This is a genomic window from Nonomuraea sp. NPDC001699 (genome assembly GCF_053596455.1).
The window spans coordinates 131,321-156,812 of record NZ_JBSFGF010000016.1; the positions used below are offsets into that span (position 1 = coordinate 131,321).

The following is a 25,492-nucleotide window of genomic DNA, read 5'->3' on the forward strand; positions in this document are numbered from 1 at the left end:
CCCTTCTGACGGCAGGCGCCCCACGGCTCTCCCGGCGAGCGCCCCACGTCGGGCCCGGCGAGCCCCCAGTGGGCGCACAGCGGACATGGAAAGGGCCGCGCGGTCGGCCGCGCGGCCCTTTCCAGCTGCTTCCCTACAGGTACTGGCCGGTGTTGGCGACCGTGTCGATCGAACGGCCGGCCTCGGTGCCCTGCTTGCCGGAGACCAGCGTGCGGATGTAGACGATCCGCTCGCCCTTCTTGCCGGAGATGCGGGCCCAGTCGTCGGGGTTGGTGGTGTTGGGCAGGTCTTCGTTCTCGGAGAACTCGTCGACGCAGGCGGTGAGCAGGTGCTGCACCCGCAGACCCTTCTGGCCGCTCTCCAGGAACTGCTTGATGGCCATCTTCTTGCCCCGGTCGACGATGTTCTGGATCATCGCGCCCGAGTTGAAGTCCTTGAAGTAGAGGACTTCCTTGTCACCGTTGGCATAGGTCACCTCGAGGAAGCGGTTCTCCTCGCTCTCGGTGTACATGCGCTCGACCACACTCTGGATCATGCCGTGGATGGTCGCCTCGCGAGAGTCGCCGTGCTCGGACAGATCGTCGGGGTGCAGGGGAAGCTCGGCCAGCAGGTACTTGGAGAAGATGTCCTTGGCCGCCTCGGCGTCGGGCCGCTCGATCTTGATCTTCACGTCCAGGCGGCCGGGCCGCAGGATCGCGGGGTCGATCATGTCCTCGCGGTTGGAGGCGCCGATCACGATGACGTTCTCCAGGCCCTCGACGCCGTCGATCTCCGACAGCAGCTGAGGGACGATGGTGTTCTCCACGTCGGAGGAGACGCCGGAGCCTCGGGTGCGGAAGATCGAGTCCATCTCGTCGAAGAACACGATCACCGGGGTGCCCTCGGAGGCCTTCTCACGAGCCCGCTGGAAGACCAGGCGGATGTGCCGCTCGGTCTCGCCGACGTACTTGTTGAGCAGCTCCGGGCCCTTGATGTTGAGGAAGAAGCTCTTGCCCGACTGGCCGGTCTTCTCGGCGACCTGCTTGGCCAGCGAGTTGGCGACCGCCTTGGCGATGAGCGTCTTGCCGCAGCCGGGCGGGCCGTAGAGCAGCACGCCCTTCGGGGGACGGAGCTTGTGCTCGCGGAACAGGTCGGCGTGCAGGTAGGGCAGCTCGATGGCGTCCCTGATCTGCTCGATCTGCCGCATGAGCCCGCCGATCTCCTCGTAGGAGATGTCGGGGACCTCCTCGAGGACGAGCTCTTCTACTTCGGACTTGGGTATGCGCTCGTAGACGTAGCCGGAGCGGGGTTCGAGCAGGAGCGAGTCACCGGCCCTGATGGGCTGGCCGACCAGCGAGTCGGCCAGTCGCACGACGCGCTCCTCGTCGGCGTGCGAGATGACCAGGGCCCGCTTGCCCTCGTCCAGCAGTTCCTTGAGCATGACGATCTCGCCGACCTCTTCGTAGCCGAGTGCCTCGACCACGTTGAGCGCTTCGTTGAGCATGACCTCCTGGCCACGCCTCAGCGAGTCGACGTCGACGGCGGGGCTGACGTTCACCCGGAGCTTGCGCCCTCCGGTGAACACCTCGATCGTGCCGTCTTCTCGGGCTTCAAGGAAGGTGCCGAAGCCGGACGGCGGCTGCGCCAGCCGGTCGACCTCCTCCTTGAGAGCGACGATCTGGTCCCTGGCCTCCTTGAGTGTGGCCACCAGGCGCTCGTTCTGGCCGGTCACGGCCGCGAGATTCGCCTGTGCCTCATGGAGACGCTCTTCGAGGACTCTGGCCTGACGGGGTGACTCGGCCAGCTTCCGCCTCAGCGCGGTGATCTCCTCCTGCAGGAAGGAGACCTGTGTTGAAAGATCAGCGACCTCCCGTTCGCGCTGCGCGGCTCGAGCCTCAGCATCATCGCGAGCTGCCACGCCCCGTCACCTCCTTCCCAGTCGAGGGCGACTACTAAGGACCTTACCTATCTCGGGCCCCTCCGTAACCTGGCCGGGCAGTGTTCGTCGAGTGACATGCAGTATTCGGTGAATAATCCCCAATGGTGCGTTTAATACTCCCAGCATATGAACACGGCGATCTGTTCCCGTGTCACGCACCAACGCACCCTCGTGGCCAAATTGTCATAGTTCCTCGGTGGTTCCCTTCGGTCGGCGGCGTCGCGGTGGCGGCGTCACTCCGTCTGCCATGCGACGGGCGCTGACGAGGAAGCCGGTGTGGCCGATCATCCGATGATCGGGACGAACCGCGAGCCCTTCGACATGCCAGTCGCGAACCAGGGTCTCCCACGCATGAGGCTCGGTGAAACACCCGTGATCGCGAATGGCCTCCACGGTCTTGGACATCTGGGTCGTCGTGGCGACGTAGCAGCAGATGACCCCGCCGGGGGTGAGGGCCTTGGCGGCGGCGTCGACGCACTCCCAGGGGGCGAGCATGTCGAGGATGACGCGGTCGACGTCGGTCTCGTCGATCGAGGAGACCAGGTCGCCGAGGGCCAGGCGCCAGTTGTCGTCCATGGGGCCGCCGAAGAACTTCTCCACGTTCTTGCGGGCCACCTCGGCGAACTCCTCGCGGCGCTCGTAGGAGGTCACGTGGCCCTCGGGGCCTACGGCGCGCAGCAGGAAGCAGGTCAGGGCGCCGGAGCCGACGCCGGCCTCGATCACCCGGGCGCCGGGGAAGACGTCGGCCATGCCGACGATCATCGAGGCGTCCTTGGGGTAGATGACGGCCGCGCCGCGCGGCATCGCGAGCGTGTAGTCCTGCAGGAGGTGGCGGAAGGCGAGGTAGGCGGTGCCGCCGGAGGACCGCACGACGGAGCCTTCAGGCTGCCCGATCAGGTCGCTGTGCGGGATGGCGCCCTTGTGCGTGTGGAAGACGCCGTCCTGCTTGAGCGTGATCGTGTGGCGCTTGTTCTTGGGGTCGGTGAGCTGCACCTGATCCCCTGCCTGGAACGGCCCATGCCTGCGGAAACCCATGGTGGCAAGGTTATATGGGTTTCTCCCGCGTCCGGACGCACGGTATCTATGGGGGATGCTCCCGCGCGACGTGATCTCCACCGGCCCCCTGATCCTGCGAATGCCCGCCGAGCCCGACGCCGAGGCCGTCGCGCGCACGATGGACGATCCCGTCACCGCCCGACATCTGCCGCTGCTGCCCTCGCCGTACCGGGCCGAGGACGCCCTCGCCTACCTGAAGTACGCCGAGGACAAGTGGGAGTCGGGCGGCGCGGAGTGGGCCGTCACCGAGGACGGCCGCTACTGCGGCGCGATCGGGGTCCGCCCGCCCGACCGCTGGGGCACGGCCGAGATCGGCTACGTGGTGGCGCCCTGGGCGCGCGGTAGGGGCGTGGCCGCCCGGGCCGCCAGGGCGGTCGCCGACTGGCTGGCCGACCAGGGGGTGCACCGGGTCGAGCTGCAGGCCGAGGTGGAGAACGTGGCGAGCCTCAAGGTGGCGCTCAGGGCCGGGTTCCGCGAGGAGGGCCGGCGGCGCAGGGCCAGGCGGCTGCGCGACGGGCGGTGGGCCGACCTGGTGTCCTTCGCCAGGATCGCCGGGGAGCCGGCGCCGGCCGACGAGCCGTACCTGCCCTTCTTCGACGGCGGCGAGCTGAACGACGGCGTGGTGCGGCTCGTGCCGCTCTCGGTGGACGACGCCGCCGAGTACCACCGGATGATGTGCGACCCGAGCGTGACGGCCTACTCCCTGACCCCGCCGGCCTCCCTGGCGGAGGACGAGCAGCGCTGCCGCTGCACCGGCTACTGGTGGGCCACCGGCCAGCGGATCGAGCTGGCGATCAGGGACGCGGCCACCGGCGCCTTCGCCGGGCACCTCCAGCTCATGCAGGTCGCCCCCGTGCTCGGGCAGGCCATGATCGGCTACTCGCTGGTGCCGGGCTTCCGCGGCAGGGGGTTCATGACCCGCGCGGTGCGGCTGCTGGTCGACTGGGCGTTCGCGCGCACGTCCCTGCACCGGATCGTGGCGGGCACCGACGTGGTGAACACGGCCTCGCACGCGGTGCTGGAGCGCGCCGGTTTCAGCAGGGAGAGCCTGCACCGGGAGCTGTTCCCGAAGCCGGACGGCACGCGGGCGGACGACGTGGAGTGGGTGCGGCTGCGGTCGTCGTGAAGGGCTCGGCCGGCCTGACCTCCTAAATGCGGAAAAATCGCAATTTCCTGTTGAGGGGTAGTCAAGAGCCGCGTCGAGGGTGATACTCCGGGGCACCGTTCGGAGTTTCGCGTGACCGGGCCGCGCGATCTCTTCCCCCTCTACCCGAGGGAATCACCGCGATGCCAAACAACCGTGTCGATATCGCCATGCGTGACCTCATCTCCGCGTTCTCCTGCCTGGAGGTCGCCGACGTGATCGATCGGCTCGCGCGCGCCGCGGCCGTCGTGGCGGGCACCGCGTACGCGGGGTTCGTCCACGTGGACGTGCTGCGGCGGGAGGCCCGTCCGGTGCACGTCCACGCGCCGCCGGGTGACCCGCTGCGGGTGCGGCGGTGGCTGACGGAGTCGGGGGTGCTGAAGGAGCTGGCCGTCGTGGAGGAGGCCCTGCGGCTGGCCCGGGACGAGACGATGGGCGAGCCGGGGTTCCTGGCCGTCCCGGTGCCGGCGCAGGTGCGCGACCACACGTTCGTGTGGGTGGCGGGACGGGGGTTCCAGGAGGGGGACGAGCATCTGCTGGGCCGGTTCGCGACGGCGGCGGGGCGGGCGGTGGAGGGCGCGCGCGGGCTGGAGACGGCCGTGCGGCTGTTCCGCGGCGTACGGACCTTCCGGCCCGGCTGACCCTTTGGACGGCCCGGATCCCGCTTTCCAAGAGGGCCGCCGATCAAGTCCGGACTTTTCCGGAAACGTCACGCGGCGATCACAGGAAATGCGTTCTCCGGTCCCGATATTTCGCATTCAGACGGGAAATATCAGCCATTATCCAAGCAATTCCAGCAACGGCTTCCCGGCACACGAACGCCCGCACTCCCGGCGAGGGAATGCGGGCGGACGGGACCTCGATCAGCCCCTCGGTCAGCCCCGGTGGGCCTCGAAACGCAGGGTGCGGGAGACGCCCACCCGGACCGTCGTGCCGGGCGCGATGGTGACCGGCTCGTTGGGCGGGATGTCGTAGAAGTTGGGGTCGCCGGGCGGCTGGATCTGGGTGCCGTTGACCGAGCCCAGGTCGACCAGGTTGACGTCCCAGCCGTCGAGGGCCACCCGCAGGTGGCGGCGCGAGACCGAGCCGTCGGGGCTGGTGACCTTGGCCGGCCTGGCCGAGCCGCCCGCCACCTCGGGCGCGCGCTCGGGATCACGGCCCAGCAGGTAGTCGCTCTCCAGCGGCAGCGCCGTGCCGTCGTCGAGGATGAGCACCCCGAGCGAGGGCCGCGGCCCCTTGTACGGCACCAGCGTCCGCTGCACCAGGGCGATGCCGCAGACGGCGCAATAGGGCACCCTGGGGTCGTTGAAGTGGTCGTTCTTGCAGTCGACCCCGTAGACCAGCGGACGGTCGCCGTGGTCGCCCTGCTGCTCCTGCGGCGGCGGCCCCGGGTGGTCGAAGTGCTCCGGCGGGCCCAGCACGGGCGGGGCCGGCTGGTCGAAGTGGTCGGGCGGGCCCAGGTGCTGCTGCTGGTGGTCGGCCATGCCGCCGCCGGCCGGCGGCAGGTCGTCGTAGGAGGGGAACTGCTGCGGGGGCTCGGGGTGGGACTGCTCCTGCGGGGGCAGGTAGGGAGGCTGGTCCTGGGGCGGGAGGTAGGGCGGCTGCTCGTGGCCGAACGGCGGCTGCTCCTGGCCGAAGGGCGGCTGGTCGTGCCCGAACGGCGGCTGGTCCAGCGACGGAGGGCCGGAGTGGGGGCCGGACGAGGGGCCCGGGTGCGGGACGCCGGCCTGCGCGCCCGAGGGCGGGCCCTGCTGGACGAGCGGCGGCTGGTCGGCCAGCGGGTAGGGAGGCCGCTCGACCGGTCGCTCGACCGGCGGCTCGACCGGCGGGGCCAGGTCGGGCTCCATGTGCAGGCCCGTGTTGGGCAGCTCGCTGGTGAGCGGCCTGGACCGGTCGGGCGCCTGCGCCTGGGGACGTACGTGCACCGGCTGGTCGGTGAGGTCGCCGATCAGGCCGCCGCCGTGGACGACGCCGCCCTCGAAGCCGACCGCGGGATGCGCGGCGCCGGCGCCGGGCAGGGTGAGCTCGACGCGCTCGACCGGGCCGCTGATCAGCCGGTCGGCCCAGGTCAGCGAGTCGCTGCCGGCCAGGCGCGTCTCGCCGCCCGAGGTGCTGACCGAGGCGGACGCGGAGCCGCTGACCAGCACCGCCACGCCGCCGCCGACGGGACCGGCGACCGCGCACGTGACCGGGTCGCCCGCCATGTTGGCGGCCAGCACCTGCGCCGCGCGGCGGGCCAGCGCCCGGCCGTCGCCGCCGGAGGCGGCGGTGTCGCGCAGCGCCTCGATCAGGCCGTCGGCGGCCGTCTCGCCCGCGTCGCACACCAGCAACAACCCGCCGACGTAGGCGACGAGCCCGTCACCGGGAAGGGGACGCACCACTCCGAAGCCCTGGCCGCTCATGCGCCCTCCCTCATGACGACCGTGCTGCGCTCATCGGTGCCCTCGCTGCGCTCGGTCACTCAACTCTCCTCCCCGGAAGCCGGCGATATTACGGCACCCGCACTGCCGTGCCGGCCACCAGCCATACGCATACCCAGGCGACGTGCCCGTGTCGCGGCCCAGGCGTCTCGATTCGGTGAACCGGTGGACCACGACCAACCCGTCAACTGTGCAAGTTCGGCCAAACAGAAGACTATCGGCCTGCCGTCCTGGCATCGAAATCGCCGGGCTACGGGAAGTGGCCGGACAAGACCTTAGCCGCAAACACGCGGGGCATGTCAGACCCCGGTGAAGACGCGGTTGACGTCGGCGGTGGCGAGCACGCCGTAGATCTCGCCACCGTGCTCCACCAGCAGGTACTCGCCGGCGGGGGCCGAGCGCATGGCGTCGATGAGCGGTTCGCCGGTCAGGTCGGCGGCGAGCACCATGGTGGGTTCGATCGCCTTGGCCAGCGAGGCCACGTCGACCCACGGCCGCCGGTGCTCGGGGGTGGCCTGGACGGCCGCCTCGTTGACGATGGCGACCGGCCGTCCGTCGTGGTCGACCACGACCAGGGCGCCCGCGCGCTGCTCGGTGGCCTGCCGCAGCGCCTCGGCCAGCGGCGTCTCGCCCGCCACCGGGATCGCCCTGCGGGCCAGCGCCCGCGCGTTGACCTGCGGGATGCGGGCGCGGATGCGGGCCACGCGCAGCGACTGGGTGGCGCCCATCCAGATGAAGGAGGCCAGCACCACCGGCCACAGCAGCTCGACCGGGTCGAACCCCTGCCCGCTCGTCATCGACGTCGCGAACGGCAGGACGACCAGGAGCACGGCCAGCACGCGCCCGCCCCAGGCGGCCACGACCGTGCCGGAGCCGGGGTTCTTCGTCAGCTTCCAGACGCCCGCGCGCAGCATGCGGCCGCCGTCGAGGGGCAGGCCGGGCAGCAGGTTGAACACGCCGACGATGAGGTTGGCCACCCACAGCTGCCAGATGAGCACCTCGGCGATGCCGCCGTCGTTGATCAGGTAGGTGTCGGCGAGCAGGCCCAGGCCCGCCAGGCCCAGCGACAGCCCAGGCCCGGCGGCGGCGACCAGGAACTCCTTGCCCGGCGTGGGCGGCTCCTTCTCGATCTCGGACACGCCGCCGAGGAAGTAGAGGGTGATCCGGCGCACCGGCAGGCCGAACATCTTGGCCAGCACGCTGTGGGCCAGCTCGTGCAGCAGCACCGAGACGTAGAGCAGCACGGCGAAGACGAAGGCCACCGCGTAGGCGACGGTGCTGTCCAGCTCGGGCAGCATGTCGCGCATGCGGGGGCCGAACATGACGGTGATGAAGCCGGCGACGATGAACCACGTCCAGGAGACGTACACCGGGATGCCGAAGGGACGCCCCATCCGAAGGCCGGGGAACTCCTGACGCGGGCTCTGCTCGCTCACCGCACTCCTCGTACGTCCATTACGTGCTGTTGCTGCCTCGATGCTACGCGCCCGATCACGTGTTCCTCGTCCCGGCGAGGGTTATTCTGTCGGGCTCTTGACCTAGAGTGCGGTGCATGACGTTGACCGAACCGGTGATCATCGGAGCTCTCTCCCCGTCCCGGGCAGGCGATTTCATGACCTGTCCCCTGCTCTACCGGTTCCGGGTCATCGACCAGCTGCCCGAGAAACCCTCCCCCGCGGCCGTGCGCGGCACCGTGGTGCACGCCGTGCTGGAGCGGCTCTACGACCTGCCGGCGCCGCGCCGCTCGGTGCAGGCGGCGCTGGAGCTGCTGGAGCCGCAGTGGCAGCGGCTGCTGGAGGACGACGAGCAATATGCGCGCATGTTCGCCGACGACGCCGAGCAGGCCGAGTGGCTGGCGCAGGCGCGGGCGATGCTGGAGCGCTACTTCACCCTGGAGGACCCGACCCGGCTGGAGCCGGCCGAGCGCGAGCTCTACGTGCAGGCGGTGCTGGAGGGCGGCCTGATGCTGCGGGGCTACGTCGACCGGCTCGACGTGGCGCCCACCGGCGAGGTCCGGGTGGTCGACTACAAGACGGGCAGCGCGCCCGGCCCCGACTTCGAGGCCAAGGCGCTGTTCCAGATGAAGTTCTACGCGCTGGTGCTGTGGCGGCTGCGCGGGGAGGTGCCCCGGCTGCTGCAGCTGGTCTACCTGGGCGGGCGCGGCGAGGTGCTGCGCTACGCCCCCGACGAGGCCGACCTGCTGGCCACCGAGCGCAAGGTCATGGCGCTGTGGACGGCGATCGAGCGGGCGCTGGAGACCGGCGAGTGGCGGGCGCGCCGCAGCAAGTTGTGCGACTGGTGCGACCATCAGGCGCTGTGCCCCGAGTTCGGCGGCACCCCTCCGCCGGTGCCCGACCGTCAGCCCGGCGACACCGTGCGCAGCAACCGGCGCGCGGCCACCGACGAGCTGTAGCCCTCCGACAGGCCGCCCCTTATCCTCCCGAGGGAGGAGTTCCAGGCTCTCACCTGGGCCTACAGTGAAGCGGTGCGGATCGACCGACCCCTGTTCCACGACACGGCCCTGGCCGTGGTGGTGGCCGCGGCCTCGGTGACGCTCTTCCTCCTCTACGGGCCCGAGCGCCTGCAGCCGCCGGAGCTGGCGCCCGAGGGCATGCGCGCGCCCGACGGGCTCGGGGCGGCGCTGCTGGTGCTGGCCGCCGCGCCGATCGCGGTGCGCAGGCGCTGGCCGCTGGCGGCGCTGTGCGCGGGCCTGGTGCCCGAGACGCTGCTGACCTCCCTGGGTTACGGCGCCGGCGCGTCGGGGGTGTCGGGGCTGGTGCTGCTGTACTCGGTGGCCTCCAACCGGGGGCTGGCGGTGGCGCTGGGCGGTCTGCTGGTCTCGCTGCTGACGTACACGGTGGGGGCGCTGGCCGGGCCGGTCACGCTGCCGGGCCCGAGTGAGCACGTGGTGGCGATCGTGGTGCTGCTGGCGGTCTGGGGGGCGGGCAGGAGCCTGCGGCTGCGGCGGGCGTACCTGGAGGAGCTGCGCGACCGGGCGTCCAGGCTGGAGCGGGCCCACGCGGCCGACACGCGGGCCGCGCGGGCCGAGGAGCGTTCGCGCATCGCCCGCGAGCTGCACGACGTGGTGGCCCACCACGTGAGCGTGATGACGGTGCAGGCGGCCGCGGCGCGGCGGGTGCTTTCCGCCGATCCCGACCTGGCGCGGGAAGCGCTGTCGGCGATCGAGAACACCGGGCGGCTGGCGATGACGGAGATGCGCAACATCGTGGGCGTGCTGCGTACCGACGCGCGGGCCGAGCTGGGGCCGCAGCCGGGCGTGGGCGACCTGCCCGGGCTGGTGGAGCAGATGCGCGAGGCGGGGCTGCCCACGCTGCTGCGCGTGGAGGGCGAGCCGCGGCCGCTGCCCGCCGGGGTCGACCTGGCCGCCTACCGGCTGGTCCAGGAGGGGCTGACGAACAGCCTGCGGCACGCGGGGGCCGGGGCCGAGGCGGTGGTCACCGTCCGCCACGCCCCCACCGGCCTGGACGTACGCGTCGAGGACGACGGCAAGGGCACCGCGCCGGCGACCGACCGGCCGGGCCACGGACTGGTCGGCATTCGCGAGCGGGTCGCACTCTATGGTGGAATTCTGAACATCGGTCCGCGACCGGGGGGCGGTTTCGAGGTGCGGGCGAGCTTCCCGTTGAAGGACGGCCAATGACGATCAGAGTGCTGCTGGTGGACGACCAGCCGCTGCTGCGCACGGGATTCCGGCTGATCTTGGAGGCCGAGTCCGACATCACCGTGGTCGGCCAGGCCGGCGACGGCAAGGCCGCGATGGAGCAGACCAGGGCGCTGCTGCCCGACGTGGTGCTCATGGACATCCGCATGCCGGGCGTCGACGGCATCGAGGCGACCCGCAGGATCGTGCGGGAAGCCGCGCCGACGGCGCACGTGCCGAAGGTGCTGGTGCTGACCACGTTCGACCTCGACGAGTACATCGTGGAGGCGCTGCGATCGGGGGCGTCGGGGTTCCTGCTGAAGGACGTGCCGCCCGACGAGCTGGTGCAGGCGATCCGGGTGGTGGCGGCCGGCGACGCGATCGTGGCGCCGAGCGTGACCAGGCGGCTGCTCGACCGGTTCTCCAGGCGGCTGCCCTCGGCCTACGAGCAGGCCACGCCCGCCCGGCTCGACCGGCTGACCGAGCGGGAGCTGGAGGTGCTGCGGCTGATCGCCAAGGGCATGTCCAACGCGGAGATCGCGGCCAAGCTCGTGGTGAGCGAGACGACGGTCAAGACGCACGTGGGCAACGTGCTGACCAAGCTGGGGCTGCGCGACCGGGTGCAGGCCGTGGTCCTGGCGTACGAGACCGGGCTGATCACGCCCGGCGCGCTGTCCTGAGGCCGCCGCCCCCGGCAGGAGGGCGGCGGCCAGGGGCGGTCAGGCGGTCAGGCCTGGGTCGCCGCAGCGGTCGCGGCGGCGGGCGCGTTCTCCGGGAAGTGGCAGGCCACGCGGTGGCCGCCGGCCATGGTCTCCAGGGGCGGCTCGACCGTCTTGCAGATCTCCTGCGCCTTCCAGCAGCGGGTGTGGAAGCGGCAGGCCGGCGGCGGGTTGAGCGGGCTGGGCACGTCGCCGGTGAGCCTGATGCGCTCGCGTTCCTTGCGCGCCTTGGGGTCGGGCACGGGCACGGCCGACAGCAGGGCGTTGGTGTAGGGGTGCATCGGCGAGCTGTAGAGGCTCTTGCGGTCGGCGATCTCGACGATCTTGCCCAGGTACATGACCGCGACCCGGTCGCTGATGTGGCGCACCACCGACAGGTCGTGGGCGATCACGACGTAGGTCAGGTCGAGCTCGTTCTGCAGGTCCTCCAGCAGGTTGACGACCTGGGCCTGGATGGACACGTCGAGCGCGGAGACCGGCTCGTCGGCGATGATGAGCTTGGGCTTGAGCGCGAGCGTGCGGGCGATGCCGATGCGCTGCCGCTGGCCGCCGGAGAACTCGTGCGGATAGCGGTTGTAGTGCTCGGGGTTGAGGCCGACCAGGGCGAGGATGTCCTGGACCGCCTTCTTGACGCCGTTCTCGGTCTGCACGCCCTGGATGCGGAACGGCGCGCCGACGATCGTGCCGACGGTGTGGCGGGGGTTCAGCGACGAGAACGGGTCCTGGAAGATCATCTGCATGTCGCGGCGGAGCGGCCTGAGCCTGCCCTGCCCCATGTGCGTGATGTCCTGGCCCTCAAAGAGGATCTTGCCGCCGGTCGGCTCCAGCAGCCTGGTGACCAGGCGGCCGGTGGTGGACTTGCCGCAGCCGGACTCCCCCACCAGGCCGAGCGTCTCGCCCTTGAAGACGTCGAAGCTGACCCCGTCGACCGCCTTGACGGCGCCGACCTGCCGCTTGAGCAGGCCCTTCGTCACCGGGAAGTGCTTCTCCAGCCCTTGGACGGAAAGAAGCGGCTCGTTCGCGGTCACCGTCTCGCTCACTGGCTCTCCAGCACTGGCTTGATCTCGTTCTCCCACAGCTCCCGCCGCTCCGTCCTGCTCATGTGGCAGCGCACCAGGTGGCCGCCCTCGGTCTCGATCAGGCCGGGCACCTCGCTCCTGGCCTTGTCCCCGGTGCGCTCGGCGTAGGGACAGCGGGGGTGGAAGGCGCAGCCCGGAGGCACGTTGATGAGGGACGGCGGCGAACCCTTGATCGGCAGCAGCCGTTCGGTGGGCTCGCGGTCGAGGCGGGGCATCGATCCCAGTAGACCCCATGTGTAGGGGTGCTCGGGACGGTAGAAGATGTCGTCGGCGGTGCCGTACTCGATGCACTTGCCGCCGTACATGACCAGGATGTCGTCGGACAGCTCGGCCACCACGCCCAGGTCGTGGGTGATGATGATCAGCGCGGAGTTGAACTCGCGCTGCAGGTCGACCATGAGGTCGAGGATCTGGGCCTGCACGGTCACGTCGAGCGCGGTGGTCGGCTCGTCGGCGATGAGCAGTTCGGGGTCGCACGACAGCGCCATGGCGATCATCGCGCGCTGGCGCATGCCGCCGGAGAACTCGTGCGGGTAGGAGTCGACCCGGCTGTGCGGCTCGGGGATGCCCACGCGGCCCAGCATGTCGACGGCGTGCTTCTTGGCGACGGCCTTGGAGACCTTGTGGTGGATCCGGTACGCCTCGATGATCTGGTCGCCGACCGTGTAGAACGGGTGCATCGCCGACAGCGGGTCCTGGAAGATCATCGCCATCTTCTTGCCGCGCAGCCCGCGCACGTGCTCCTGCGAGGCGCCGACGAGCTCCTCGCCGTCGAGCCAGATCTCGCCCGAGACGTTGGCGCCCTTGCCCTTGTGCAGGCCGAGGATGCCGAGGCTGGTCACCGACTTGCCCGAGCCGGACTCGCCGACGATGCCGAGCGTCTTGCCGCGTTCGAGGCTGAAGGTCAGACCGTCGACGGACCTGACCAGGCCGTCGTCGGTCGGGAAGTGGATCTTCAGGTCCTTGACGTCGAGAAAGGGACTCACGCCAGCCTCACTCTCGGGTCAACGACCGCGTAGAGCAGGTCGACGATCAGGTTGGCCAGGATGATGAAGGCCGCCGCGACGATCGTGACGCCCATCACCTGGGGAAGGTCGTTGTTGCTGATGGCGTCGACGGCGTACTTGCCGATGCCGGGCAGCGAGAAGGTGCTCTCGGTCAGGACGGCGCCGCCGAGCAGCAGCCCCAGGTCGAGGCCGAACATGGTGAGCACGGGGGTGAGCGTGGCCCGCAGCCCGTGTTTGAGCACCACCTTCCGCTCCGCCAGGCCCTTGGCCCTGGCCGTGCGGATGTAGTCCTCCGACATGGTCTCCAGCATGCCCGCCCGGGTGAGCCGGGCGTAGCCGGCGGCGTACAGGAAGGCGAGCGTCACCCAGGGCAGCATGAGGTTGTTGGCCCAGGTGAGCGGGTCTTCGCTGATCGGCACCCAGTCGGCCACGTCGCCCACCAGTCCGAGCTGGTCGCGGAAGATGGCCAGGGAGACGATGCCGGTGAAGAAGATCGGCAGCGAGACGCCGGCCAGCGCGATGCCCATGGACAGGCGGTCGAAGAAGCTGCCGCGGCGCAGCGCCGACAGCACGCCGGTGGCCACGCCGAAGATGACCCACACCACGGCCGCGCCGAGCGCCAGCGACAACGTGATCGGCAGGCGGTTGAGCAGGTCGGGCAGGACCGGGTTCTGGCTGACGTAGCTGTAGCCGAAGCAGGGCGCCGGGCAGTGCTCGATGCCGGGGCCGTAGTTGCGGTCGACGCCGACGAAGATGCCCTGCACGAAACGTCCGTACTGGACCATGATCGGGTCGTAGAAGCCGAGGCGCACAGCCGTGTCGTGGATCACCTCGGCGTTGGCCGCCTTGCCCACGTACCGGGAGGCCAGGTCGTCAGCGGACATCCCAGCGAGCCGAGGCACGAGGAAGAAGATGGCGAACGTCGCGATGCTCACCACGAAGAGCAGCATGACGGCCGCTATCAACCGTCTGAGAATGTATGTGAACACTGATCTCGGCCATGGCGGCCGGGCCTTGTGGGCCCGGCCGCCGAAGCCTTCACCTGCTTTCGGTACGTGACGTTCCGGCAGTATGCGCCGTTGCTACTGGGTGCTCAGCGTGAGGAACTCGTACATGCCCCAGTTCTGGGAGACGAAGACGTTCTTCAGCTGCGGCGGCCGGTAGAACAGGCCGTGCGCCCAGACGTAGGGAAGGATGTACGACGACTCCATGACTTCCTTGTCGACCGCGGCCCAGATGGCGTTGCGCTTGGTCGCGTCGGTCTCGCCCGCGGCCTGGTCGATCAGCTCGTCGATCTTGGGGTCCTTCACGCCGAGGTTGGTGTTACCGGCGGGACGGATGACCCGGCTGTCGACGATCTGCTGGAAGAAGCCGAAGCCCTCGGGGTAGTCGGCGCCCCAGCCGTAGACCATGAGGCCCAGGCCGTTCTTCTTGGCGAAGTCGGGCTTGCCGGCGTAGAGCTTGAAGTAGTCACCCTGCGGGAAGCCCTTGAGCTCCAGCTTGATGCCCACGCGGCCGAGCGACTGCTGCAGCGCCTCGGCGGTCTGCTTCTCGGCGGAGCGCTCGTTGCGGAAGGAGATGGTGGTGCTGAAGCCGTTGGGCTGGCCACAGGCCGCCAGCTCCTCCTTGGCCTTGGCGACGTCACCGGTCGGGTTGGCCTCGACGCCGTAGGGGTCGATCTTCTGGTAGCCGGTCATCTTGGCCGGCATGAGGCTGAGTGCCACGTCGCCACCGGCGTCCGGGCCGCCGTAGGCGCCCTGGATGGCCGAGCGGTCGGTCGCGTACTGCACGGCCTTGCGGCAGTGGATGTTGTCGAACGGCGGCACGTCACCGTTGATGTTGGTGAACCAGGTGCGGTCGATCGGGGCCGAGTCGGCGTACTGCTTGACCTTCTCGTCCGTCAGGACCGTCTTGCGGGCGTTGGCCGCCACACCGGTGCTGTTGACCTTGACGTCGATCTTGCCGGAGAGCAGGCGCTGGTCGAGGTCGTCCTCGTTCTGGCCGAGCAGCACCTCGATGGAGTCGTTGAGCTGCTTGCGGTTGGGGTCGGTCGCCGCGTCCCAGTTCGGGTTCTTGACGAGCTCGATGCGCTTGGTGAGCTCGTGCGCCTTGAACATGTACGGGCCGGTCGCGACCGGGTGCTCCTTGTACTTCGAGCCGGTGTCCTTGGCCTCGGGCACGGGGGCCGTCTGCGGGAGCATGGCGAAGTAGTCGAAACCGCCGTACGCCTTCTTCAGGTGGAAGACGATCGTCTGGTCGTCGGGCGTCTCGATCGCCTTGAGGTCGTCGAGCTTGCCCTTCATCTTGTACGGGCCGGTGTAGCCGCCGAGGTCGAGCCAGTCGTTGAAGTACGTCGGGCCGCTGGGCAGGATGTCCTTGTCCAGCGAGCGCGCCACGCCGTACTTGACGTCCTTGGCGGTCACCGGGGTGCCGTCCTCGAACTTGACGCCCTTGCGCAGCTTGTACGTCCAGGTCTTGCCGCCGTCGCTCGGCGTGCCCAGGCCCTCGGCCAGGTCGCCGACGAGCTGCAGGCCCTCCTCGCCGGGGACCGGCTTGAACATGGTCAGCGCACGCGTGTAGAGGCGGGCGAAGTTCCAGGCGTAGCCGTAGTACATGTCGCCCGGGTCGACCGAGTCGAAGTCGCCGGGCATGCCCATGTGGAGCGTGCCGCCGGCCTTCTCCGACGGGTTGATGACCGCCGTCACGCCCGCGTTGTACTTGCTGGACGGCTTGTCGTCGCTGCCCGAACCGCTGGTGTTCTTGCTGCCGCCACCGCCGCCGCCACACGCGGAGACGACCACGGCGAGAGCGGCGGTCACCGCGATCGCCGACGCCTTAGATCTCATCTTCATCGACCTGACACACCCCTTGAATCTAGGAGTTGAGAGAACTTGCGGATAACTACTCACGAGGCCTTATCGGGCCTTGGGATCGAACGCGTCCCTGAGGCCGTCACCGAGCAGGTTGAACGCCAGCACGGTGATGAAGATCGCGAGGCCGGGGAAGATCATGAAGTTGGGCGCCACGTCGTAGTTGTGGACCGCCTCAGCCAGCATGCCTCCCCACGTGGGGGTCGGCGGCCGCACGCCCACGCCGAGGAAGGAGAGTGCGGCCTCGAACAGGATGTTCGACGGGATCAGCAGCGTCGAGTACACGAGGATCGGCGCGAGCAGGTTGGGCAGGATCTCCTTGAACAGGATCGTGTGGCTGCGCGCGCCCAGGCTTCTTGAGGCGTCGACGAACTCCCGCTCGCGCAGGGAGAGCGTCTGGCCTCGGATGATGCGCCCGATGTAGGGCCAGTTGAAGAAGCCGATGATGAAGACCAGCAGGCTGATCCTGAGGGTGTCGCCCGACATGCCGAACGCCTTGTCGGGAATGACGCCCGCCAGCGCCAGCGCGAACACCAGCAGCGGGAAGGCGAGGAAGATGTCCATGAGACGGGAGATGACGGTGTCGACCCAGCCGCCGAAGAAGCCGGCGATCATCCCCATCACCGTGCCGAGCACCACGCACAGCAGAGTCGCGAAGAACGCGATCAGCAGGGAGATGCGGGCGCCGTACAGGATCCGGCTGAACAGGTCGCGGCCCGTGGTGGGCTCGACACCGAACAGGAAGTCCCAGCTCATGCCGCCGAAGGCGCCGATCGGAGCCTGGATCGCCGGGTCGATCTTCTCCCGGTGCCATTCGGCCGGGTCGTGACCGAACCACGACACCAGCAGCGGCGCGAAGATCGCCACGAGGATCAGCAGGACGATGACGATGCCGCCGATCATCGCGATGCGGTCGCGCTTGAGGCGCATCCAGGCGATCTGCCCGAGGGAACGCCCCCGGATGACTGAAGACTCCGCCCCCTCAAGAACGGTCTCCGGCCCGGCCTCGACGGCCGAGCCAGGAACATCGAGCGGTGCGGTCATGCCAGTGGCCCCCTGGATTCCAGACGACGTCGTCCGTGTCGGCGCGACCCGGTCAGGGTAGTGCGCCCGTGCAAGGCGAGTCCGCGCAGTCGCGGCCCCAGGAGGCAGAATCTATGGCCTGAGCTGGTATGACCAGTCCCTCAGCGCTCGATGTGGCTCAACTGTGATTGACGCGAAACTTATTCGTATCGATCTTGATGAGAATGTCTACAGCCCGTCCCGGTTGGGTCTCGGAACTGTGACAGTGCCGATCCACGACCGATTCCGTCCGAAATCAGCTGATGCCGCGGCGCTTCAGCAGAGCCTCGATATCGGAGAAGTCATCGTCGCTCTTGGGCGTCTTGGGGGCCACCGACGGCTGCGGCTTGTTCGCTACGGGCTGAACCGACGGCTTCCCGTCCGGCTTCCCGCCCGGCTCGGGGGCCGCCTTCTTCTTGCGGCCCACGGACAGCCTGCGGCCGCGCATGAACCCGGAGACGACGAACAGCACGGCGGCCAGACCCGCCACGGCCACGCCGGCCCACACCATCGGGTTGAGCACCAGCCCGGTGACGAACCCCACCGCGGTCGCCCCGATCGTCCACAGCGCGCTGAGCGCGCCGGTCAGGTAGGCCGCCACCGGCAGCAGCGACCAGGCCGCCAGCCGCATCCCCGCGGCCGCTCCCCTGCGCCTGAAGGCCAGGAAGCTCAGCACCAGCCCTACCGCCGTCACCCCGGCGCACAGCGGCAACCAGGCGATCTGATTGAACATTGAGGCCGCCCCTCGTCTCGACTACGCCTTCCATCCTGGCACGCGAAACACGGGCGGCCCCTCCTCCGCGAGGACCAGACGCCCCCTAGGGGATCAACGCGCGCAGATCGGCGACCCCGATCTCGGCCAGCGAGGAGACCACCAGGCGGCCGGGAGCCGGCTCGACGGGCAGCAGGTTCGGGACGGCCACGACGGCGCAGCCCGCCGCCGTGGCGGCCGCCACGCCGTTGGGTGAGTCCTCCAGCACGACGCAGCGCACCGGCTCGACACCGAGCAGCCGGGCGGCCTTGAGGTACGGCTCGGGGTCGGGCTTGGTCCGCTCGACGTCGGCGGCGGTGACGACGACGTCGAAGCGGTCTCTGCCGAAGCCCTTGAGCACGGCCTCGGCGATCTCCTTCATCGAGGAGGTGACCAGGCCGACCGGCACCCCCTCGTCACGCAGGGCCTCCAGCAGCTCCGCGGCCCCCGGCATGACCCCGACGCCCTCCGCCAGGCGCTCGACCATGCCGGAGACCATCCACTCCTGCACCGTCGACGCCGGCACGTCGGCGCCGGAGACGCCCAGCATGTAGTCGAGCGTGCGCTCCATGGAACCGCCCACCAGGTGGGCCTGGTGCTGTGGCGTCCACTCGGCGCCGAGCCGGGCCATGACCCTGGTCTCGATCTCCAGCCAGACCTTCTCGCTGTCGACGAGCAGGCCGTCCATGTCGAAGAAGACCGCTTCCACGGGTTGTTCCCCCCGGATCTAGACGTTGAAGTACTTGGCCTCGGGGTGATGGGCGACCAGCGCCGAGGTGGCCTGTTCGGGGTGGAGCTGGAACTCCTCCGACAGGCTGACGCCGATGCGCCCGGGCTCGAGCAGCTCGAACAGCTGCCGCTGGTCCTCCAGGTTGGGGCAGGCGGGGTAGCCGAAGGAGTAGCGGCAGCCCTGGATGTTGACCTTGAGCATGTCGTCGAGCGTCTCCTGGCCGCCGATGCCCCACTCCGCGCGCACCCGGGCGTGCCAGTATTCGGCCAGCGCCTCGGTGAGCTGCACCGACAGGCCGTGGAGCTCCAGGTAGTCGCGGTAGGCGTCCTTCGCGAACAGCTCGGCGGTGGCCTGGGAGATCTTGGCGCCCATGGTGGCCACCTGGAAGCCGACCACGTCGACCTCGCCGGAGTCCTTGCCCCGGAAGAAGTCGGCCAGGCACAGGTGCCGGTCGCGGCGCTGGCGCGGGAAGGTGAAGCGGGTGCGCTCGTTGCCGTCGTCGCCCAGGATGATCAGCGAGTCGCCGTCGCTGACGCACGGGAAGTAGCCGTAGACGACGGCCGCCTCCAGCAGGCCCTCGGTCTGCATGCGCTCCAGCCACATGCGCAGCCTGGGCCGGCCCTCGGTCTCGACCAGCTCTTCGTAGCCGGGCCCGTCGCCGCCCCTGGTGGGCTTGAGGCCCCACTGGCCCAGGAACAGGGCGCGCTCGTCGAGGAAGGCCGCGTACTCGGCCAGCGAGATGCCCTTCACCACGCGGTCGCCGTGGAAGGGCGCCGCGGGCACCGGGTTGTCGGCGGCCACGTCGGAGCGGGCGGGCAACGCCTCGACCGGGGTGCGCTGCAGCACCGCGCCGGTCTTGACGCGCCGCTCGCGCAGCGGCGGCAGCGTGGCGCCCACGACGCCCCGCTTGACGGCCATGAACGAGTCCATCAGCCGCAGCCCCTCGAAGGCGTCGCGGGCGTAGCGCACCTCGCCCTCGAACAGCTCGGCGAGGTCCTGCTCGACGTAGGCGCGGGTGAGGGCGGCGCCGCCGAGCAGCACCGGGTACCTCTCCGACAGGCCCCTGGAGTTCATCTCCTCCAGGTTCTCCTTCATGATGACCGTCGACTTCACCAGCAGGCCGGACATGCCGATCACGTCGGCCTTCTGCTCGTCGGCGGCCTCCAGGATGGCCGAGACCGGTTGCTTGATGCCGAGATTGACCACCTGGTACCCGTTGTTGGACAGGATGATGTCCACGAGGTTCTTGCCGATGTCGTGCACGTCGCCCTTGACCGTGGCCAGCACGATGCGGCCCTTGGTCTCGCCGTCGACGCGGTCCATGTGCGGCTCGAGGTAGGCCACGGCGGCCTTCATCACCTCGGCCGACTGCAGCACGAACGGCAGCTGCATCTGGCCGGAGCCGAACAGCTCGCCGACCGTCTTCATGCCGTCGAGCAGCACCTCGTTGATGATCTCCAGCGCGGGCCGCTGGCTGAGCGCGTCGTCGAGGTCGGCCTCCAGGCCCTTGCGCTCGCCGTCGATGATGCGCCGCTTGAGGCGCTCCCACAGCGGCAGCGCGGCCAGTTCCTCGGCCTTGCCGGCGCGCATGGCCGCGGCGTCGACGCCCTCGAACAGGTCCATGAAGCGCTGCAGCGGGTCGTAGCCCTCGCGGCGGCGGTCGTAGACCATGTCGAGCGCGACCTGGCGCTGCTCGTCGGGGATGCGGGCCATCGGCAGGATCTTGGACGCGTGCACGATGGCCGAGTCGAGGCCGGCGTTGACGCACTCGTTGAGGAACACCGAGTTGAGCACCATGCGGGCGGCCGGGTTGAGGCCGAAGCTGATGTTGGACAGCCCCAGCGTGGTCTGCACGCCCGGGTAGCGGCGCTTGAGCTCGCGGATGGCCTCGATCGTCTCCAGGCCGTCGCGCCTGGTCTCCTCCTGGCCGGTGGCGATGGGGAAGGTCAGGCAGTCGACGATGATGTCCTCGACGCGCATGCCCCAGTTGCCGGTCAGGTCCTCGATGAGGCGGCTGGCCACGCGCACCTTCCAGTCGGCGGTGCGGGCCTGGCCCTCCTCGTCGATGGTCAGCGCGACGACCGCCGCGCCGTGCTCGCGCACCAGGCGCATGATCTTCTGGAAGCGGGAGTCGGGGCCGTCGCCGTCCTCGTAGTTGACGGAGTTGACGGCCGCGCGGCCGCCGAGCATCTCCAGGCCGGCCTGGAGCACGGCGGGCTCGGTGGAGTCGAGCATGATCGGCAGCGTGGAGGCGGTGGCGAAGCGGAACGCCAGCTCCTTCATGTCGGCCACGCCGTCGCGGCCGACGTAGTCGACGCACAGGTCGAGCATGTGGGCGCCGTCGCGGGCCTGGTCGCGGGCGGTCTCCACGCAGTCGTCCCAGCGGCCCTCCAGCATCGCCTCGCGGAAGGCCTTGGAGCCGTTGGTGTTGCAGCGCTCGCCGATGGCCAGGTAGGAGGTGTCCTGGCGGAAGGGGACCGTCTGGTAGAGGGAGGAGGCGCCGGGCTCGGGGTGGGGGCGGCGCGCGGCGACCTCCTTGCCGCGCACCCGCTCGACCACCTGGCGCAGGTGCTCGGGGGTGGTGCCGCAGCAGCCGCCGACCAGCGACAGGCCGTAGTCGCGGGCGAAGGTCTCGTGCGCGTCGGCCAGCTCCTGCGCCGACAGCGGGTAGTACGCGCCGTCGGAGGTGAGCACCGGCAGGCCGGCGTTGGGCATGCACGACAGCCTGAGCCGGGAGTGGCGGGCGAGGTAGCGCAGGTGCTCGCTCATCTCGGCCGGGCCGGTCGCGCAGTTGAGCCCGACGATGTCGACGCCGAGCGGCTCGATCGCGGTGAGCGCGGCGCCGATCTCGGAGCCGAGCAGCATCGCGCCGTTGGTCTCGATCGTCACCTGGGCGATGATCGGGACGTCGCGGCCGGCGGCCTCGACGGCCCGCTTGGCGCCGATGACGGCGGCCTTGACCTGGAGCAGGTCCTGGCAGGTCTCGATGATGAGCGCGTCGGCGCCGCCCGCGATCAGGCCGGCCGCGTTGTCGCGGTAGGCGTCGCGCAGGTTCCGGTAGGGCAGGTGGCCCAGGGTCGGCAGCTTGGTGCCGGGCCCCATCGAGCCGAGGACGAAGCGCGGCTGGTCGGGCGTGGACCAGTGGTCGGCCCGCTCGCGGGCGATGCGGGCGCCGGCCTCGGAGTACTCGAAGACGCGCTCGCCGATGTCGTACTCGCCGAGCGCGGCCAGGTTGGCGCCGAAGGTGTTGGTCTCGACACAGTCGACGCCGACGGCGAAGTAGGCGTCGTGCACGCCCTGGACGATGTCGGGGCGGGTGACGTTGAGTACCTCGTTGCACCCCTCGTGACCCTCGAAGTCGTCGAGCGTCGGGTCCTGCGCCTGGAGCATCGTGCCCATAGCCCCGTCGGCCACGATCACGCGCTGGGACAACACTTCTCGGAAGGACGGGGAGATGCTCATGCCGTAGAGCTTATCGGGTGCGTCCCGACCGCTTATTCTTCCGCCTGTCAATTGACGTGGCGTCCAACAAGGCCCTGACACCCATGACCGTTCTGCCCCTTTTGGGATGATCCGCTAGGGGCGAACGAAAGGGAGGGGTGAGAGCTGCGGGACGGGGGATAGTCGCGTGGTGGGCTGGGCGAAAGGGGTGGGCCGGTGGCTCGGAGCGTTCGCGGGGAGATCGGTGACGCCGACGCCTGCTTACCGCATAGGCTTAGCGCGATGACGGAGAGAGGAGGCGACACGTGATCGAGCTCGAAGGGCTGCCCGAGCTCGTCGACCCGGTGCTCATTGCCGCGTTCGAGGGCTGGAACGACGCGGGCGAGGCTTCCAGCGGTGTGATCGCCCATCTCGAGTCGTCCTGGAAGGCCGAGCCGCTGATCGCGCTCGACCCCGACGACTACTACGACTTCCAGGTCACCCGTCCCGTGGTGGAGATGGGCGACGGGCTCACCCGGTCCATCGTGTGGCCGACGACGCGGCTGTTCCACGCCCGTCCGCCGGGCAGCGAGCGCGACGTCGTGCTGCTGCGCGGCATCGAGCCCAACATGCGCTGGCGTTCCTTCTGCGCCGACATCGTCAAGGTCTGCCACGAGCTGGGCGTCGAGCTGGCGGTGATGCTGGGCGCGCTGCTCAACGACTCGCCGCACACCCGTCCCGTGCCGATCCTGGGCGGGGCCACCGACGAGGCGCTGGCCCGCTCGACCAACCTTGAGCTCAGCCGCTACGAGGGCCCCACCGGCATCGTCGGCGTGCTCCAGCACGCCTTCGGCGAGGCCGGGCTCGACGCGATCTCCCTGTGGGCCTCGGTGCCCCACTACGTCGCCCAGCCGCCCAACCCGAAGGCCACCCTCGCGCTGCTGCGCCGCATGGAGGACGTGCTGGAGATCCCGATGCCGCTCGGCGACCTCGACGAGGAGGCGCGGGCCTGGGAGCGCGGCGTCGACGAGCTGGCCTCGCAGGACAGCGAGGTGGCCGAATACGTCAAGGAGCTGGAAGAGCGCAAGGACGCCGCCGAGCTGCCCGAGGCCAGCGGAGACGCGATCGCCGCCGAGTTCGAGCGCTACCTGCGGCGACGCGACCGCGACACCGACGGCTGACCTCCGACCGCGCCTGTCGGGGCAGGCGTCGGGACCGGCGGCCGACTGCTTCAACGCCGCTGCCGGCCGGCCTCGGACCGTTCTGATGCCCGCAGTCGGCCCGGCTCTGACCGTTCTGATGCCGCTGTCGGCCCGGCTCCGACCGTTCTGATGCCGCTGCCGGCCGGCCTCTGACCGCCTACGTCCGGGTGGGTGCCGGGGTGGGCTGACGGCTTTCGAGTGCCTGGTCGAAGCGGTGCCAGATCAGGGCGGTCACGGCGGGGTCCGGGGCCAGCGGGGCGGTGACCAGGTCGGCGCCCGCGCCGGTCAGCCGGTCGTGGAAGAAGCCGGGGGCCAGCACGTACGAGGCGACCACCACCCGGCCACCGGACGTCGTCCGCGCCTGATCCACCGCCTCGCGCAGGGACGGCGTGCCCGACGCGGCGAAGGCCGCCGTGACCGGGCGCGACAGACGTACCGAGAGCCGATGGGCCGCGGCGCGCACGTCGGCGAGCCCGGCGGGGTCCGAGGAGCCCGCGGCGCCCAGGATCACCGTGTCGGCGGCGCGCAGCCCGGCTCGGTCCAGCGTGCGGACGAGTGCCGAGGTCAGCAGGCGGTGCGGCCCCAGCCGGTCGGCGACCAGCGCGTCCGGGCGGCGGGCGGCGATCACCTCGGGCAGGTCGATGTGCACGTGATAGCCGCCGGCCAGCAGCAACGGCACGACGACCACCGGCCCCGCCACGGCGGGCAGCACGTCCTTGAGCAGCGGGCCGCTGATCTCCAGGAAGGCCGGCTCGACCCGGCGCCCCGGACGGGCCCGGCGGACCGAGCCGGCCAGCGCGGCCAGGGTCCGCTCCCCCGCCGCGCTCCGCGTCCCGTGCGCGGCCAGCACCAGCGTGGGCAACGGTCCGGCCGCCGGCACGGGGGCGGGCAGGGTGGGCCGGTGGGAGGTCACGGGGTCGGCTCGTGGGAGCAGGCCAGGCGGTAACCGCGTTTGACGACCGTCTCGACGATGCCATGCGGGCCCAGGGCGCGGCGCAGGCGGGTGACGGCCATCTCCACCGCGTGCTCGGCCGAGTCGCGGGCGGTGCTGCCCGGCAGGACCGTACGCAGGTCGGCGCGGGAGACCACGTGGCCCGGTTTGTCGGCCAGGCGTTTGAGCACCGCCATCGGCGCGGGCGGCAGGGGACGCAGGTCGCCGTCCACGACGACGGCGTGGCCGCGGATCTCCAGCCGGTGCCCGCCCGCCACCAGCCGGGTGACGCCGTGCTCGGGCAGATGCCTGGCCAGGACGCGGGCCAGGGCCCCCAGCCGGGCGCGGTCGGGCAGCAGGGCGCGTACGCCGCGCGAGGTCAGCGGCTCGGCCGTCACCGGGCCCACGCACGCGGCCACGACGGGCCCGCCGAACGCGGCCAGCAACGCCTCCTCCAGCCCGTCGGACCGGGCCGCGCCGAGCATCGCGTGGACGGCGGGCGCGCTGGTGAAGGCCACCGCGTCCACCGCGCCGGAGACGGTCTGGCTGATCAGGCGGCGCAGGGGCGAGATGTCGCGGTAGGGCAGCCATCGGTAGACCGGGATCTCGATCACCTCGGCCCCGGCCCGGCGCAGGTCGGCGACGAAGGCGGTGAGCGGCTCGCCGTGCTGCTGCACCGCGATGCGGCGGCCGCGCAGGTCCTGGGCGAGGAGGTACTCCTTGATCTCGTCGCAGGACTCGGTGGCGGGCGTCCAGTGGTCGGTCAGGCCGGCGGCCCGTACGGCTCCTCTGGCCTTGGGGCCGCGGGTGAGCAGGCGCGCGCCGGCGAGGTGGTCGCCGAGGTCGGCGGACAGGCCCCATCCTTCGGCGGCGGCCATCCAGCCGCGGAAGCCGACGCCGGTGGTGACGACCAGGTCGTCCAGGGGGGCCTGGAGGGTGTGGCGGGTGGCGGCGAGCAGGTCGGCGTCCTCGGCCAGGGGCACCAGGCGGATGGCCGGGGCGCTGACGACGCGGGCGCCGCGCCGCTCCAGCAGCGCGCCGAACTCCTCGCGCCGCCGCGTGGCGGTCACCCCGACGGTGAACCCGGCCAGCGCGTCGGGCGCCGTCTCGGGAGACGACCCGGCGGCCGCGAGACCCGCCGTCCCGGGTGACGATCCATCGGGCGCGAGGCCCAAGGGCTCGGGGGACCACCCGGCGGCCGCGAGGTCCGTCGGAGGCGCGTCCGCGCGGTCCCGTGGGCCTTCGGCGGCGGTCATGCCGTCACCTCCGGGCGGGAGATCCACCCCAGGTGAGCCGTCCGGCCCGGGCGGGCGGGCCGGCTCAGGCGGGCGGGCCGGCCTGGGAGGGGTCCGGGCGGGGGGCCGGGGATCACAGACGCGGGTGACGCAAGTGAGATCACCCTCCGATCCTGCTTTCGGGTGGTTTCACCCCTGGGTCTCCTCTGTTACCGCTGTGCTACAAGGCACGGCCTCCAGGGTTGAGGGCAGCCGGCGGCGGGAACCGTTCCGCATGACGATCACGG

The 25,492-nt window shown here is 70.5% G+C and carries 20 protein-coding genes; 6 read left to right on the forward strand and 14 right to left on the reverse strand.

The genetic code is table 11. The features are described from left to right. Positions 1 to 133: 133 nt before the first annotated feature. Positions 134 to 1,897, reverse strand: coding sequence for a proteasome ATPase (gene arc, locus ACWCSU_RS36410; RefSeq protein WP_357706964.1), 1,764 nt, complete (start codon positions 1,895 to 1,897; stop codon positions 134 to 136). A gap of 204 nt (positions 1,898 to 2,101) precedes the next feature. After that, the gene (locus ACWCSU_RS36415; protein ID WP_357706966.1) at positions 2,102 to 2,953 is read right to left on the reverse strand and encodes a tRNA (adenine-N1)-methyltransferase; all 852 of its coding nucleotides are present in this window, start codon (positions 2,951 to 2,953) and stop codon (positions 2,102 to 2,104) included. Between the two features lie 55 nt (positions 2,954 to 3,008). Between ACWCSU_RS36415 and ACWCSU_RS36420 the strand changes: the two genes are divergently transcribed. Both ACWCSU_RS36420 and ACWCSU_RS36425 read left to right on the forward strand, forming a co-directional pair. Beyond that, on the forward strand, positions 3,009 to 4,100 hold the full coding sequence (locus ACWCSU_RS36420) for a GNAT family N-acetyltransferase (RefSeq protein WP_449941242.1): 1,092 nt from the start codon (positions 3,009 to 3,011) through the stop codon (positions 4,098 to 4,100). A gap of 161 nt (positions 4,101 to 4,261) precedes the next feature. After that, a complete protein-coding gene (locus ACWCSU_RS36425; protein ID WP_397044269.1) occupies positions 4,262 to 4,759 on the forward strand; it encodes a hypothetical protein in 498 nt (165 codons plus the stop codon). Between the two features lie 234 nt (positions 4,760 to 4,993). Here ACWCSU_RS36425 and ACWCSU_RS36430 read toward each other — a convergent pair whose 3' ends face one another. Next, the gene (locus ACWCSU_RS36430) at positions 4,994 to 6,520 is read right to left on the reverse strand and encodes an FHA domain-containing protein (protein ID WP_449941247.1); all 1,527 of its coding nucleotides are present in this window, start codon (positions 6,518 to 6,520) and stop codon (positions 4,994 to 4,996) included. Positions 6,521 to 6,837: 317 nt separating this feature from the next. Beyond that, the gene (locus tag ACWCSU_RS36435; protein ID WP_357706970.1) at positions 6,838 to 7,974 is read right to left on the reverse strand and encodes a site-2 protease family protein; all 1,137 of its coding nucleotides are present in this window, start codon (positions 7,972 to 7,974) and stop codon (positions 6,838 to 6,840) included. Between the two features lie 116 nt (positions 7,975 to 8,090). Here ACWCSU_RS36435 and ACWCSU_RS36440 point away from each other — a divergent pair, with 116 nt between their 5' ends. The 3 genes from ACWCSU_RS36440 (at position 8,091) to ACWCSU_RS36450 (ending at position 10,879) form a co-directional block, all read left to right on the forward strand. Further along, the gene (locus ACWCSU_RS36440) at positions 8,091 to 8,951 is read left to right on the forward strand and encodes a RecB family exonuclease (RefSeq protein WP_357706972.1); all 861 of its coding nucleotides are present in this window, start codon (positions 8,091 to 8,093) and stop codon (positions 8,949 to 8,951) included. A 72-nt stretch (positions 8,952 to 9,023) separates the two neighbouring features. After that, positions 9,024 to 10,199: a sensor histidine kinase gene (locus ACWCSU_RS36445; RefSeq protein ID WP_449941252.1), complete on the forward strand. Its 1,176-nt coding sequence runs from the start codon at positions 9,024 to 9,026 to the stop codon at positions 10,197 to 10,199. Continuing rightward, the gene (locus ACWCSU_RS36450; protein WP_357706976.1) at positions 10,196 to 10,879 is read left to right on the forward strand and encodes a response regulator transcription factor; all 684 of its coding nucleotides are present in this window, start codon (positions 10,196 to 10,198) and stop codon (positions 10,877 to 10,879) included. Before ACWCSU_RS36445 ends, ACWCSU_RS36450 begins: the two co-directional genes overlap by 4 nt. 47 nt (positions 10,880 to 10,926) lie before the next feature. On the opposite strand, the gene ACWCSU_RS36455 is transcribed toward ACWCSU_RS36450, so the two are convergent. The 8 genes from ACWCSU_RS36455 to metH form a co-directional block, all read right to left on the reverse strand. Then, complete coding sequence (locus tag ACWCSU_RS36455; protein ID WP_449941255.1) at positions 10,927 to 11,958, reverse strand: ABC transporter ATP-binding protein; 1,032 nt, start codon at positions 11,956 to 11,958, stop codon at positions 10,927 to 10,929. Continuing rightward, on the reverse strand, positions 11,955 to 12,983 hold the full coding sequence (locus tag ACWCSU_RS36460; protein WP_357706978.1) for an ABC transporter ATP-binding protein: 1,029 nt from the start codon (positions 12,981 to 12,983) through the stop codon (positions 11,955 to 11,957). Before ACWCSU_RS36460 ends, ACWCSU_RS36455 begins: the two co-directional genes overlap by 4 nt. Further along, complete coding sequence (locus ACWCSU_RS36465; RefSeq protein ID WP_357706979.1) at positions 12,980 to 13,993, reverse strand: ABC transporter permease; 1,014 nt, start codon at positions 13,991 to 13,993, stop codon at positions 12,980 to 12,982. The genes ACWCSU_RS36460 and ACWCSU_RS36465 overlap by 4 nt, the downstream gene beginning before the upstream one ends. 93 nt (positions 13,994 to 14,086) lie before the next feature. Next, complete coding sequence (locus ACWCSU_RS36470) at positions 14,087 to 15,856, reverse strand: ABC transporter substrate-binding protein (protein ID WP_357706980.1); 1,770 nt, start codon at positions 15,854 to 15,856, stop codon at positions 14,087 to 14,089. Between the two features lie 63 nt (positions 15,857 to 15,919). Next, the gene (locus ACWCSU_RS36475) at positions 15,920 to 16,918 is read right to left on the reverse strand and encodes an ABC transporter permease (RefSeq protein WP_357706982.1); all 999 of its coding nucleotides are present in this window, start codon (positions 16,916 to 16,918) and stop codon (positions 15,920 to 15,922) included. Positions 16,919 to 17,192: 274 nt separating this feature from the next. Further along, positions 17,193 to 17,669, reverse strand: a complete 477-nt coding sequence (locus ACWCSU_RS36480) for a cellulose synthase (protein WP_449941259.1) — start codon at positions 17,667 to 17,669, stop codon at positions 17,193 to 17,195. A gap of 85 nt (positions 17,670 to 17,754) precedes the next feature. Next, complete coding sequence (locus tag ACWCSU_RS36485; RefSeq protein WP_449941262.1) at positions 17,755 to 18,396, reverse strand: HAD family hydrolase; 642 nt, start codon at positions 18,394 to 18,396, stop codon at positions 17,755 to 17,757. An 18-nt stretch (positions 18,397 to 18,414) separates the two neighbouring features. Continuing rightward, complete coding sequence (gene metH, locus ACWCSU_RS36490; RefSeq protein ID WP_449941265.1) at positions 18,415 to 21,879, reverse strand: methionine synthase; 3,465 nt, start codon at positions 21,877 to 21,879, stop codon at positions 18,415 to 18,417. A gap of 284 nt (positions 21,880 to 22,163) precedes the next feature. Between metH and ACWCSU_RS36495 the strand changes: the two genes are divergently transcribed. Continuing rightward, positions 22,164 to 23,018 (forward strand): PAC2 family protein, encoded by an 855-nt coding sequence (locus tag ACWCSU_RS36495; protein WP_357706987.1) that lies wholly within the window; start codon positions 22,164 to 22,166, stop codon positions 23,016 to 23,018. A 178-nt stretch (positions 23,019 to 23,196) separates the two neighbouring features. Here the strand turns inward: ACWCSU_RS36495 and ACWCSU_RS36500 are convergent, their stop codons facing one another. Then, positions 23,197 to 23,952 carry a sirohydrochlorin chelatase gene (locus ACWCSU_RS36500; protein ID WP_449941268.1) on the reverse strand — a complete coding sequence of 252 codons (756 nt, stop codon included), beginning with the start codon at positions 23,950 to 23,952 and terminating at the stop codon, positions 23,197 to 23,199. Next, the gene (locus tag ACWCSU_RS36505; protein WP_449941270.1) at positions 23,949 to 25,226 is read right to left on the reverse strand and encodes a uroporphyrinogen-III synthase; all 1,278 of its coding nucleotides are present in this window, start codon (positions 25,224 to 25,226) and stop codon (positions 23,949 to 23,951) included. Before ACWCSU_RS36505 ends, ACWCSU_RS36500 begins: the two co-directional genes overlap by 4 nt. Positions 25,227 to 25,492: the final 266 nt, after the last annotated feature.